The organism is Veillonella sp. AF36-20BH (genome assembly GCF_003602765.1).
Taxonomy (GTDB): domain Bacteria; phylum Bacillota; class Negativicutes; order Veillonellales; family Veillonellaceae; genus Veillonella; species Veillonella hominis.
On the sequence record NZ_QTLR01000001.1, the window covers coordinates 297,184 to 310,316 of the forward strand.

General features: G+C 36.2%; 14 protein-coding genes. All 14 read left to right on the forward strand.

Annotated elements, in window-relative coordinates; translation table 11 throughout:
* Positions 1-63 precede the first annotated feature (63 nt).
* The 14 genes from tsf to DW000_RS01545 all read left to right on the forward strand — a co-directional run bounded on the left by tsf (position 64) and on the right by DW000_RS01545 (position 13,113).
* Positions 64-744, forward strand: a complete 681-nt coding sequence (gene tsf, locus DW000_RS01480) for a translation elongation factor Ts (RefSeq protein WP_004695689.1) — start codon at positions 64-66, stop codon at positions 742-744.
* Between the two features lie 62 nt (positions 745-806).
* The gene (gene pyrH / locus DW000_RS01485; RefSeq protein WP_004697414.1) at positions 807-1,532 is read left to right on the forward strand and encodes a UMP kinase; all 726 of its coding nucleotides are present in this window, start codon (positions 807-809) and stop codon (positions 1,530-1,532) included.
* A 5-nt stretch (positions 1,533-1,537) separates the two neighbouring features.
* Positions 1,538-2,098 (forward strand): ribosome recycling factor, encoded by a 561-nt coding sequence (frr, locus tag DW000_RS01490; RefSeq protein ID WP_004695693.1) that lies wholly within the window; start codon positions 1,538-1,540, stop codon positions 2,096-2,098.
* Positions 2,098-2,349, forward strand: a complete 252-nt coding sequence (locus DW000_RS01495; RefSeq protein ID WP_004697100.1) for a hypothetical protein — start codon at positions 2,098-2,100, stop codon at positions 2,347-2,349. Before frr ends, DW000_RS01495 begins: the two co-directional genes overlap by 1 nt.
* Positions 2,330-3,094 carry an isoprenyl transferase gene (locus tag DW000_RS01500; protein WP_120054748.1) on the forward strand — a complete coding sequence of 255 codons (765 nt, stop codon included), beginning with the start codon at positions 2,330-2,332 and terminating at the stop codon, positions 3,092-3,094. Before DW000_RS01495 ends, DW000_RS01500 begins: the two co-directional genes overlap by 20 nt.
* 3 nt (positions 3,095-3,097) lie before the next feature.
* Positions 3,098-3,922: a phosphatidate cytidylyltransferase gene (locus DW000_RS01505; RefSeq protein ID WP_120054749.1), complete on the forward strand. Its 825-nt coding sequence runs from the start codon at positions 3,098-3,100 to the stop codon at positions 3,920-3,922.
* 18 nt (positions 3,923-3,940) lie between these two features.
* The gene (locus DW000_RS01510; RefSeq protein WP_008713852.1) at positions 3,941-5,086 is read left to right on the forward strand and encodes a 1-deoxy-D-xylulose-5-phosphate reductoisomerase; all 1,146 of its coding nucleotides are present in this window, start codon (positions 3,941-3,943) and stop codon (positions 5,084-5,086) included.
* Between the two features lie 8 nt (positions 5,087-5,094).
* Positions 5,095-6,111 carry an RIP metalloprotease RseP gene (gene rseP / locus DW000_RS01515; RefSeq protein WP_024061701.1) on the forward strand — a complete coding sequence of 339 codons (1,017 nt, stop codon included), beginning with the start codon at positions 5,095-5,097 and terminating at the stop codon, positions 6,109-6,111.
* An 18-nt stretch (positions 6,112-6,129) separates the two neighbouring features.
* Complete coding sequence (gene ispG, locus DW000_RS01520) at positions 6,130-7,215, forward strand: flavodoxin-dependent (E)-4-hydroxy-3-methylbut-2-enyl-diphosphate synthase (protein WP_024061700.1); 1,086 nt, start codon at positions 6,130-6,132, stop codon at positions 7,213-7,215.
* Entirely contained in the window at positions 7,209-8,927 is a 1,719-nt protein-coding gene (locus DW000_RS01525; RefSeq protein WP_120054750.1) for a proline--tRNA ligase, read from the forward strand. The genes ispG and DW000_RS01525 overlap by 7 nt, the downstream gene beginning before the upstream one ends.
* Before the next feature lie 116 nt (positions 8,928-9,043).
* Positions 9,044-9,871, forward strand: a complete 828-nt coding sequence (locus DW000_RS01530) for a PHP domain-containing protein (RefSeq protein WP_120054751.1) — start codon at positions 9,044-9,046, stop codon at positions 9,869-9,871.
* A gap of 15 nt (positions 9,872-9,886) precedes the next feature.
* Positions 9,887-10,762, forward strand: coding sequence for an Asp23/Gls24 family envelope stress response protein (locus tag DW000_RS01535; protein ID WP_004695710.1), 876 nt, complete (start codon positions 9,887-9,889; stop codon positions 10,760-10,762).
* 8 nt (positions 10,763-10,770) lie between these two features.
* The gene (gene miaB / locus DW000_RS01540) at positions 10,771-12,084 is read left to right on the forward strand and encodes a tRNA (N6-isopentenyl adenosine(37)-C2)-methylthiotransferase MiaB (RefSeq protein ID WP_120054752.1); all 1,314 of its coding nucleotides are present in this window, start codon (positions 10,771-10,773) and stop codon (positions 12,082-12,084) included.
* Between the two features lie 228 nt (positions 12,085-12,312).
* On the forward strand, positions 12,313-13,113 hold the full coding sequence (locus DW000_RS01545; protein WP_120054753.1) for a class I SAM-dependent methyltransferase: 801 nt from the start codon (positions 12,313-12,315) through the stop codon (positions 13,111-13,113).
* The last annotated feature ends 20 nt before the right edge of the window (positions 13,114-13,133 follow it).

Sequence of the window (13,133 nt, forward strand, 5' to 3'; positions counted from 1 at the left end):
AACATATATAATTGGGGTAAGGACTATATCCTTACCTTAATTAATACTAGGAGGAACAAAATAATGGCAATTACTGCTGCTTTGGTAAAAGAATTGCGCGACATGACTGGCGCAGGTATGATGGACGCTAAAAAAGCATTGGTTGAAACTGACGGTAATATCGATAAAGCGGTTGACCTTCTTCGTGAAAAAGGTTTGGCTGCGGCAGCTAAAAAAGCTGGTCGTATTGCAGCTGAAGGTGTAGTACAATCCTACATTCATGCTGGTGGTCGTATCGGTGTTTTAGTGGAAGTTAACTGTGAAACTGACTTTGTTGCAAAAACTGATGATTTCCAAAATTTAGCACGCGATATCGCAATGCAAATTGCGGCTGTAAATCCTACATACTTGAACCGTGAAGAAGTTCCTACTGAAGTTATTGAACACGAAAAACAAGTATTATTGGAACAAGCTAAAGTAGAAGCTGAAGAAGACGTTAAAGCTGGTCGCAAACCAAAACCTGAAGCTGTTTTAGAAAAAATGGTTGCTGGCCGTATCGAAAAATTCTATAAAGAAAATTGCCTATTAGAACAAGTATTCATTAAAGATGGTGATAAAACTGTTACAGACATCATTAATGAAAGTATTGCAAAAATCGGTGAAAACATCAACGTACGTCGTTTTGTTCGCTATGGTTTAGGTGAAGGCATTGAAAAACGCCAAGATGACTTCGTAGCAGAAGTAATGGCATCTGTTGGTAAATAATTAATAAACAATAAGAGAACACCGTACAGTGTTCTCTTATTTTGCAATAGAGGAGTAAAAATATGGCAAAAAGAAACTTTCGACGTATTGTTTTAAAGTTGAGTGGTGAAGCATTAGCAGGTGAACAAGGTTTTGGTATTAATCCTGATGTTGTCGAAGAATTTGCAAAAGAAATTGCTGCTTTAGCAAAATCCACTGATTTAGAAATCGCAATTGTTGTTGGTGGTGGTAACCTATGGAGAGGTTTAGCTGGTAGCAATCAAGGTATGGATCGTGCTACTGCTGACTATATGGGGATGCTTGCAACAGTGATGAACTCCTTAGCATTGCAAGATGCATTAGAACAAGCTGGTGTAGATACACGTGTACAAACGGCTATCGAAATGCAAGAAATTGCAGAACCTTATATTCGTCGTCGCGCTATTCGTCATTTAGAAAAAAAACGTATCGTCATCTTCGGTGCTGGCCTTGGTAAACCTTACTTCTCTACAGATACAACAGCTGCATTACGGGCCGCTGAAATTGAAGCCGATGCTATTTTAATGGCAAAGAAATTTGCTGATGGCGTATATGATTCTGACCCTAAGACAAATCCTAATGCCGTTAAATTTGATGAATTAACATATAACGAGATTATCACAAAAGAATTAAAAGTAATGGATGCTACATCTACAACTTTATGTAAAGATAACAATATTCCTATTATTGTATTTAGCATGGATATTCCTGGTAATATTACAAAAGCTGCTAAAGGTGAAGAAATAGGGACCATTGTTCGAGGAGAATAATTCATATGGAAATTAAAGAATTGTTACAACAAGCAGAAGACCGCATGAATAAGTCTATTGAGGCTTTAAAACATGAATTCGCATCTATTCGTACAGGCCGTGCTAGTGTAGCACTACTTGATAAAGTAATGGTTGATTATTATGGAAGTCCATCACCCATTAATCAAGTTGCGAATATCTCCGTGCCTGAACCTCGCATGATTGTGATTGCACCTTGGGATAAAACAATGATTGGTGCTATTGAAAAAGCAATTTTACAATCTGATTTAGGTTTGAACCCTGGTAATGATGGTGCACAAATTCGTTTAAGTATTCCTCAATTAACTGAGGAACGTCGTAAAGAAATCGTTAAAGTAGTTCATAAAAAGGCTGAAGATGCAAAAGTTGCAGTGCGCAACATTCGTCGCGATGTAAATGAAGCATTAAAAAAAGAAGAGAAAGCTAAAACGATTACTGAAGATGATGCTAAAGACGGTTTAGATCAAATCCAAAAGCTTACCGATGCTAAAGTTAAGCAAATCGATGAGTTAAAAGCAGTAAAAGAAAAGGACGTATTAGAAGTATAATGTTTGATTCTAATAGCCTTATTGGAATACCATGGCAGCTTGCAAAGTCTCGTTTGCAGGCTGCCCATATTCCTTTTAAGGTAATGATTGGTGGATCCTTTAATCGCTTCTTTGAAATTTCAGATAAAGGATTTTATGTGGCACGTATTACAAAGGTTGATGAGTGCTTACATATACTACTATATAGACCAATGATTGCCAGCGACTTCGGAAATTCTATCGAGGTAGACTATGCTAAAGAAATTATTTAACCGTAAACGTTCTGATACGCCTGTCATTGATCGTAATATAATTCCACAACATGTTGCTATTATTATGGATGGTAATGGACGATGGGCTAAACGCAGAGGCATGCCGCGCTCCATGGGGCATCGTGCTGGTGCAGAGGTGTTAAAAGAAATTGTTATGGCCGCAGATGAGATCGGAATTAGAGCTCTTACGGTATATGGTTTCTCCACGGAGAACTGGAAACGTCCTGAACAGGAAGTTTCTTTACTTATGTCTCTCATAAAAGAATACTTAAATAATAATGTTAAGTATATGCATGAACATAATGTACGCATTCGATTTATTGGTTTTATTGGAGGGCTTTCAGAAGACCTACAAAAAATCATTCAAGATGCAGAATTATTAACTCAGAATAATACAGGCCTCACATTACAGTTAGCGATTAACTATGGTGGGCGTGATGAAATAATTAGAACTATCCGCGACATTGTAAAATCCGTTGCGGATGGCGTTATTACAATGGACAAAATTACTGAAGAATATGTAAGTTCTCAATTATTCACTAAAGAGTTTAGTGATGTAGATTTATTAATTCGTCCTAGTAGTGATTTTAGAATTAGTAATTTTTTGTTATGGCAACTAGCGTATGCTGAATTTTGGTTTACCGATTTGCATTGGCCAGATTTTACTAAGGAAACTTTACTTGAAGCTGTGGCGGCATATCAGAAACGAGAACGCCGATTTGGTGGCTTATGTGATGAGGAATAAAAAATGTTAAAAACACGTGTTATTACCGCTGTTATTGGTTTTATTATTGCCTTAGGGGCCATTACATTTGGTGGATTAGTGTATGATGTGCTAATTACACTTTTAGCTTTATTAGGGTGGCGTGAGTTTGTATTACTTGGTAAAGCTAAACGTGTTTGGATATCTATTATATGGGGATATATTAGCATTTTATTGCTAATGATTGCTCTTGCATGTCATCAGTATATTATAGCTATAGCTATTTTAGTATTAAGTTTATTTGCCAATTATATGTTGTGTACATTTGGTGAAACTAAGTACTCGATGTCTAGTGTATCCTTTAGTGTATTTGGTTTATTATATATTGGTATGGGTATGACTTCATTGCTCTTGATTCGTCATGATTCAATTTACATGAATTTATCAATGCCTTTTGAACTATATAACTGGGGCACTATTACACTTTGGTTATTATTGTTTACTACTTGGGCTAGCGATACCTTTGCATACTTTTCAGGTCGAGCTTTTGGTAAACGTAAAATAGTACCATCCATTAGTCCTAATAAAACACTAGAAGGTTTTATTGGTGGATTTATCGGCTGTATCCTTACAGGTGCAGTATTTTCGTATATCGTTGGCATTCCTTGGTGGATGGGAATCCATGTAGGTATGATTAGCGGTATATTAGCACCATTAGGTGATTTGTTTGAATCAAAGATTAAACGACTATGTAATGTAAAAGATTCTGGTACATTATTACCAGGTCATGGCGGTGTATTGGATCGCTTTGATAGTTTATTATTTGCGGCTCCTATTACATTAATATATATATTACTATTTTCGTACTAATTTCATAGAGGTACACTTATGAAATACCTAAGTATTATCGGCAGTACTGGCTCAATCGGTACACAGACGCTTGATGTGGTGTCTCAACATCCAGATCAATTCAAGGTGGTTGCCTTAGTGGCACATCATAATATTGACCTCTTAGAACATCAGATTAAAGAATATAAACCTTTGGTGGCGGGTCTTGTAGATGAAGGTGCTTTTAAAGAATTACAAGCACGCTATACAGGTCCTACAAAATTGATAGGTGGTAAGGAAGCCCTCATTGCAGCAGCTACAATTCAAGAGGCAACAATGATTGTTACTGCTATTGTAGGTGCTGCGGGCATTGAGCCTACAGTGGAAGCTATAAAACAAGGTAAGACTATAGGTCTTGCTAATAAAGAAACTCTTGTTGCTGGAGGTCCATTAATTACGGCTTTAGCTAAAGAACATGGCGTGCAAATCTTACCTATCGATAGTGAACATAGTGCTATATTTCAGTGCTTAGAAGGACAGAAACGTGACAATGTTGATTCTTTAATTGTCACTGCTTCTGGTGGTCCTTTACGCACATGGGATTCTAGTAAAATTCAAACTGCAACTGCTGCAGATTGTTTGCGACATCCTACCTGGAATATGGGTAATAAAATAACTATAGACTCTGCATCCTTATTTAATAAAGGATTAGAGGTAATAGAAGCTCACTGGTTATTTGGTTTCGATTTTGATCATATTGATGTAGTAGTACATCCTCAAAGTATCGTTCATTCTATGATTCGTATGAAGGATGGTGCGATATTAGCGCAAATGGGGAATCCAGATATGCGTGAGCCCATTCAATATGCTTTGACGTATCCAAAACGTGAAGTTTTAAGTATGAATCATCTTGATTTTAGTCAAGCACTACAATTGGAGTTTTTACCTCCACGGTATGACGATTTTCCTGCACTTCGACTTGCGTATGAGGTGGGACGTGCTAGTGGATTTAAACCTGCTGTATTTAATGCAGCTAATGAAACGGCAGTATATGCCTTTTTAGAAGATAAAATCGCCTTTGGTGATATTTATAAAGTCGTTACTTCTGTTCTTGAATCTATGGGACCAGAAGATGATTTTACATTAGATAATTTATTATCCATCGATAGATGGGCCCGTGAAAAGGCAACATCGTTGATGTTATAGGAGAATATATGATTACGGCATTAGCCACAATATTTGTGTTTGGTTTAATCGTGTTTATTCATGAATTAGGCCATTTTATTACAGCTAAGATGTCAGGTATGCAAGTTGATGAATTTGCTATAGGTTTTGGTCCAGCCATATTTAAAGTACAAAAAGGGGAAACTTTATATTCTATTCGTATAATTCCTCTTGGAGGATTTAATCGTATTGCTGGTATGACACCTGACGAGCCTCTTAATGAGCGCTCCTTTTATAATAAACCTGCGTGGAAAAAATTTATTGTTATTTCTGCAGGGGCTGTATTTAACTTTATATTAGCCATTGTACTTTTCTTTGGCCTAAATGTGACTGTAGGAAATCTTACATATACAAATGAACCTGTAATTGGTAACATTATTGTGGGTAGTTCTGCAGAACAGGCTCATTTAGAAGCTAACGATAGAATTATTACGATTGATGGTAAAAAAATTAGTACTTGGGATGATATTCGTCCTAGCTTACAAGGCACAGCAAACCATGGTGTAACTGTTGTTGTAGAGCGTGAAGGACAAACTATAGAGACTACAGTAATACCTAAAATGGAACAAGATAGTCCTAAGATTGGCATCTATCCTAGCTTTACTCGTGAAACTTATAGTATTGGTGAATCTTTGAGCCTTGCTGTTAGTCGGACGGGGCAAACTATTGTTGCTATGGTCAGTGGGATTTATGATATGATTCGTGGCACACAAGCAGCCGAATTATCTGGTCCAGTAGGAATTTCCCAAATGGCAGGTACTATTGCACAATCAGGATTTGCACCACTATTAAGTTTTGCTGCATTCCTTAGTATTAACTTAGGGGTTATTAATCTTTTACCATTACCTGTTTTAGATGGTGGTCACTTGATTATTATCTTGGCGGAAGCTATAACAGGTCGTAGATTACCTGCTAAAGCTCTTATGTATATACAAATGGTTGGGGTTGCCTTAATGGTAGCATTATTCTTATATGTAACAACGCAGGATATTTTCCGTTTACTATAAGACAGATGGGAGATTACAATGATTGTACGTAAACCAACAAATGGTATCTATGTAGGTACAGTTAAAATCGGCGATTATGCACCGGTAAGTATTCAATCTATGATTACTACGGATCCAGTACATACAGAGAAGGCAATTGCAGAAATTAATCATTTAGCAGAGGCTGGTTGTGAACTGGTTCGTGTCGCCGTTCCTACAATGGCATCTGCAAAGGCTTTAAAGGCTGTTAGAGCGGGCATTTCAATTCCTTTGATCGCCGATATTCACTTTGATTATAGATTAGCTTTAGAAGCTATTGAAAATAATGTTGATGGATTGCGCATTAATCCAGGAAATATTGGTGGTGAAGATAAGGTTTTAGCCGTTATTGAAAAGGCAAAACCTAAACAAATCCCAATTCGCATTGGTGTTAATGCAGGCTCTTTACCAAAGCATATTCTCGATGCTCATGGAGGACATCCTACAGCGGATGGTATGGTTGAAACAGCTTTAGAACACGTAAGAATTTTAGAAAAACTCGATTATCGTCAAATGAAATTATCTATTAAAGCAACGGAAGTACCTCTAATGGTGGAAGCATATCGTAAGTTATCTGATAAGATTCCTTATCCGTTACATTTAGGTGTAACAGAAGCTGGTACTATTAAACAAGGCACTATTAAATCTGCTATGGGGATTGGTGCATTATTGCTCGATGGCATTGGTGATACATTACGGGTATCCTTAACTGGAGATCCAATTCACGAAATTGAAGTAGGTAGAAGTATTTTAAGTAGTTTAGGATTAAGAAATTTTGGGGCCACTATGATATCTTGTCCTACATGTGGCCGTTGCCAAGTAAATTTATTTGATATGGCTGGTATTGTAGAAGAACGTCTAGCAGATATAAAAGCGCCTATTAAGGTTGCCGTTATGGGGTGTGTTGTAAATGGTCCAGGGGAAGCGCGTGAGGCCGACTTTGGTATTGCTGGTGGTGATGGTCAAGGTATTATTTTCCGTAAAGGGAAAGTTATTAAGACTGTACCAGAAGCCGAATTAGTAGATACATTGTTTAGAGAAATTGACCAATATTTAGAAAATTTAGATGAGGAGTCTTTATGTTAGCCACTAAATTATATGCACCTACATTGCGTGAGGTTCCATCTGACGCTGATGTAGTAAGCCAACAGCTTATGCTTCGCGCTGGTTTTATGCGTAAAACTGCAAATGGTTTATATAGTTTTTTACCATTGGGTTGGAGAAGTATCAAAAAGATTGAAGCTATTGTACGTGAAGAAATGGATCGTGCTAGTGCTCAAGAAATTATGATGCCAATTTTACAGCCTGCAGAAATTTGGAAAGAGTCTGGCCGTTGGAACGCATATGGCGCAGAAATGATGCGTATCAATGATCGTCATGATAATGAGTTTTGTCTAGGACCAACACATGAAGAGATGATTACAACCCTCGTTAAAAATGAGATTAACTCATATCGTCAATTACCAGTCAACTTATATCAAATTCAAAGTAAATTCCGTGATGAGCGTCGTCCACGTTATGGCTTGATGCGTAGCCGTGAATTCATTATGAAAGATGCTTATTCTTTTGATGTAGATGAAGCGGGTTTAGATGAATCCTATAAATCTATGTACGATGCATATACACGTATTTTTACACGTTGTGGTCTTACATTCCGCCCAGTAGAGGCTGATAGTGGTGCAATCGGTGGTAGTGGTACGCATGAGTTCATGGCCATTGCCGAAGCTGGTGAAGCTGATATCGTATATTGTACTAAGTGTGATTATGCAGCTAACATTGAAATCGGCAAGCCTGGTATTATGAAGCAAGACGAAGAAGTTCTTCATGAGTTATCTGTTGTGGATACACCAAATGCAAGTTCTATTGAAGCTGTGGCAGACATGTTAAATTTACCATTACATAAAACTATCAAAGCGGTAGTATTTTCTATTGATGGTAAAGTGGTATTAGCCATTGTTCGTGGTGACCATGAAGTAAATGAAGTCGCTGTACAACATGCCGTTCTTGGTGCTGTAGAGCCTGAGATGGCTACCCCTGAAGAATTAGAAAAAGTAGGGTTAACAGCTGGTTTCATCAGTCCTATTGGTTTAAAACAAACAGAAGAATTTGCTATTGTTGTTGATGAATCTGTTATGGAAACTTACAATGTTTGTGGTGGCGCTAATAAAAAAGATGCTCACTACGTTAATATTAATCCAAAACGGGACTTTAATGTAGAAGACATTATTGTTGCTCCAATTCGTTTGATCACGAAGGACGATGTGTGTCCTAAATGTGGTGGTGCTTTAGAACATGCTAAAGGCATTGAAGTAGGTCAAGTATTTAAATTGGGTACAAAATATTCTGAAGCATTACAAGCTACATTCTTAGATCAAAATGGTCGTCCTAATCCAATGATTATGGGGTGCTATGGTATCGGTGTATCTCGTACACTAGCTGCTGCTATTGAGCAATATCACGATGAAAATGGTATTATTTGGCCACGTTCTATCGCTCCATTTGAAGCAGTTATTGTTCCAATTAATGCAAAAGACGAAGCATTAATGTCTACTAGTCAAACTATTTATACTGCACTACAAAATGCTGGTGTAGATGTATTGTTAGATGATCGTAAAGATCGTGCAGGTGTTAAGTTCAAAGATGCTGATTTGATTGGTTATCCACTTCGCATTACAGTAAGTAAAAATACTCTTGAGAATAACGAAGTAGAAATTCAAATCCGTAAGTCTGGAGAAGCTCTTCCATGTGCTATTGATTCTGTATCTGATAAAGTAACAGAATTGCTTCAAAACTTATAATAGAATTGCGATTCTAGTGAATGTTCATTAGGGTCGCAATTTTTCTTTCTAAACTTGAATTAATAGATTAAATAAGTCATAATTAAATGATAGAATATTTGGAATGGAGGTGCTATATGCTTGTAGATTTTCATATGCATTCCATCTTTTCAGATGGTGTTGAAACACCTAAAGATCTATTGCAACATGCCATAGACTGTAATGTATCTATGATGGCTTTAACCGATCATGATGAAATAGACGGCATTCAAGCATTGCGTGCTGCTCAAAAAGAGTTAGATCCTAATGAATCTATTAAAATCGTAAATGGCTGTGAATTTAGTGCTGATTATAAAGATAAGTCAATTCATATTTTAGGATATTGTTTTGATGAAAATAATAAAGATTTAATCGATTTTATTACGTTTTTTAAAGGAAAACGTGAAGAACGTATCGATGAAATTATCCGTCGTTGTAACAATGAAGGATATTATATTACAAAAGAAGAGCTCATTAAACAATTTCCTAATACTAAAGCTTATGGTCGCCCACATATTGGTAAACTTTTAATTGATGGTGGTTATGCCAAGGATATTAATGATGTATTTAAAGGTATTCTTCGAAAAGATAGTCCTTGCTATGTTCCTAAGGTAAAAGTAGAGGTTCCTTATATTATTGATATTATACATAAAGCTGGAGGACTTGCTGTTATGGCTCATCCTAAATTGGTTACCAGTGATGAATATGTGTTGGAAATGTTAAATTATGATTTTGATGGTATGGAGGTATATCACTCAAAGCATAATGATGTTGATGTGGAGCGATATAAAGAATTCGCTAAAAAGCATAAGCTATTTATTACTGGTGGTTCTGATTACCATGGTATTGTAGGCAAGAAACCTGATAGATTTGGTGATTACTTAGTATCTGGTAAGGATGTATCAGAATTTATTAGTTTGTTATAAATGACGAGGTAGGCTATGGAAGTCGTTGCTTTTGTAGGTAGTAGTGGCACAGGTAAAAGTCATCGTGCCCTCGTAGTTGCTCATGAAAATAAAATTGAATGTATCATCGATGATGGTATTTTGATTCATGATAATAAAATTGTAGCTGGCTTTTCTGCAAAAAAAGAGTCTAGTCGTTTAAAAGCTGTTCGTCGTGCTATTTTTCAAGACGAAGTACAAGTTAAATCCGTACGAGAACAATTAGATAAGATTAAACCTAATAAGCTTATGATTATCGGCACTTCTGATAATATGGTTAAGAAGATTACTAAAGCTTTAGGCTTACAAGAACCTGATCGATATATTCGTATAGAAGATGTTGCAACACCTAAGGAAATTGAAAAGGCACAACATGCACGTCTTAAAGAGGGTAAACATATAATTCCTGTGCCGACTATGGAATTAAAGCCACACTTTAGGGGGTATTTGATTGATCCAATCAAAACCATGTGGCGCCGCAGGACTTTGAAAAAACAAGATCAAGATACCTTAGGTCAAATTGGTTCTGAAGGATTTGAACGTTCTGTTGTACGGCCTGCTTTTAGCTACTATGGTCGACTCACTTTTGACGATGAAGTAATTATTAAATTGATTAGAAATGGGTTAAAAAAAGTAGCTGGTGTCGATGAGACCAGTATAATTTCTTTTAAAAAAAGCGACAAAGGTCAAAACGGTCTTGTTGTTGATATGGCTGTAGTTATTGAACATGGATATCCTGTTAAACCGTTGATGCAACAGGTACAAAAATCTGTTCGCAATGAAATTGAATATATTACCGGCATGTCTATTGAACGCATGTCCATTAAAGTTAAGAATATTATTGAAACAAAACGTAAGATTGTTAAAGTGTAGGAGTTAGAATGAAGTCTTATTATATTTACACCTATGGTTGTCAAATGAATACTGCCGACTCTGAGCGATTATCGCATCAGCTGGAATCTGTTGGGTATATACCAACAGAGAATGTTGAAACTGCAGATTTAATTCTGCTAAATACTTGTGCAGTGCGTGAAAATGCAGAAACTAAAGTTTATGGGCGTATAGGTGAGCTAAAAAGACTAAAACGTAATAATAAAAACTTGATTATCGCCGTCACAGGATGTATGGCTCAAAAAAATCAAGCAGAAATGTTTAAACGAGCTCCTCATATTGATATTGTATTGGGTACTCATAATATTCAACATATTAACGAGATGATTGAAGCAGTACAACATGGACATACGCATCAAATCAGCGTAGATATGGATAACTCTGTATTGCCTGAATTAGAGGCAAAACCAAATGGCTCTTTTTATGCATGGGTACCTATTATGAATGGCTGTAATAAATTTTGCACCTATTGTATTGTTCCCCATGTACGTGGTAGAGAGATTAGCCGTCCTGTAGAGGCCATTGTTAAAGAGGTTACAGACCTAGGGGTTAAAGGATTTAAAGAGATCACTTTATTAGGGCAAAATGTAAACTCTTATGGCCTAGATTTTAAAGATGGTACAGATTTTGGTACATTAGTTGATGCTCTTGATGGTATTCCTGGTATAGAACGTATTCGCTATATGACAAGTCATCCTCAAGATATGAGTAAGTCTATGATTGATGCTCTTGGTAGGTCATCCAATATTGTGACGCATTTACATTTACCTATTCAATCTGGTTCCAATCGTATTTTAAAGAAAATGAATCGTCATTACACGGTAGAGCATTATAAAGAATTGCTTTCTTATTGCCGTGAAAAAATAAAAGATGTGGTGGTGACTACGGATATCATTGTAGGTTTCCCAGGAGAAACTGAGGAAGATTTTCAAGCTACATTACAATTATTAAAAGATGTGCGCTATGACATGGCGTATACGTTTATCTACTCTAAGCGATCTGGAACGCCAGCAGCAACTATGGATGATCAAATTCCAGAAGAGATTAAGCGCGTTCGCTTACAAAAATTGATGGATGTACAAAATGAAATCTCTTATGAATTAAATAAACCTATGGAAGGACAAGTATTTGATATTATTGTAGAGGGACCAAGTCCTCGTGATGAAGACATGTGGTTCGGTCGTACATCTGGTAATAAAATGGTTTTATTCCCTAAGGATGACTCCCTATCAATTGGTCAAACTGTACCAGCTCATATCGATAAAGCCCAAACATGGGTTTGTTATGGTAGTATTTTAAAATAAACTATTAGAATCAAAAAGAACTCGTCACTATTATGTTAACTCTAAGGTTAGATTTTTATCTAAAATTAGTTTGCTAAACATGTGGTGACGATGTTCTTTTTTATCATAGATGCTGATTAGAAATCATATGTGTTATAATAATAAAATAATATAAAAGTTGTATATTGATGACTTTCATAGGTATGAACACCATTTATATATCGTATTTTCTATAAAGAAGGTGTAACTATGAATTTAGATTTAAACGCTGTAGGCGAAACGGCATTATTGACACTATATGCGAGAGCGAAAGATTACGAGTCAGAACAATCCGTATTGAAGGATCAGAAATCCTGGGATATTTTAAAGCATATTGATTATGATTTTGATCAATTTAAAGATGTTAAGATGTCCTATTACGGAATTTTAGGACGGGCTAAAGTAATCGATGATGAGATACGAAAGTTTATATCTCTATATCCAGATTGTATCGTCGTATCATTAGGTGCCGGTTTAGATACTATGTTTTATCGTGTCGACAACGGTTATATTGATTGGTATAATATCGATTTTGCTGGAGTGATTGAGGCACGTACACATTTTTTTGAGCCTCATGAACGAGTCCATAATTTAGTGAGTTCTATAACTGATGAATTGTGGACTAAAAATATTGAGATAAATGGACGAAAACTACTGCTTGTTAGTGAAGGTGTAGTTATGTATCTTACATTGGATGAAATGAAGCAGTTTTTAGGCTTGCTGACTGATTCTTTTGAAGAATTTACGTTATATCTTGATATGATTTCTCCATATGTGGCGAAACGCACTAAACAACATGATATGCTTAGTAAAATGAATGTTTCTTTTCAATGGGGAACTAAGGACGGTCATAAAATTGTAGTTATGAATCCTAAGCTTAAACAGACTGGATTGATTAATTTTACAGGAAGTATGTTGTCCTTAGCACCTATTGTTTATAAATTATTATACCCGTTTATATATTTGTTTAATAATCGTATGGGAATATACGAATATAAGCGGAATCTGTGATATGACTCATAATATATGAG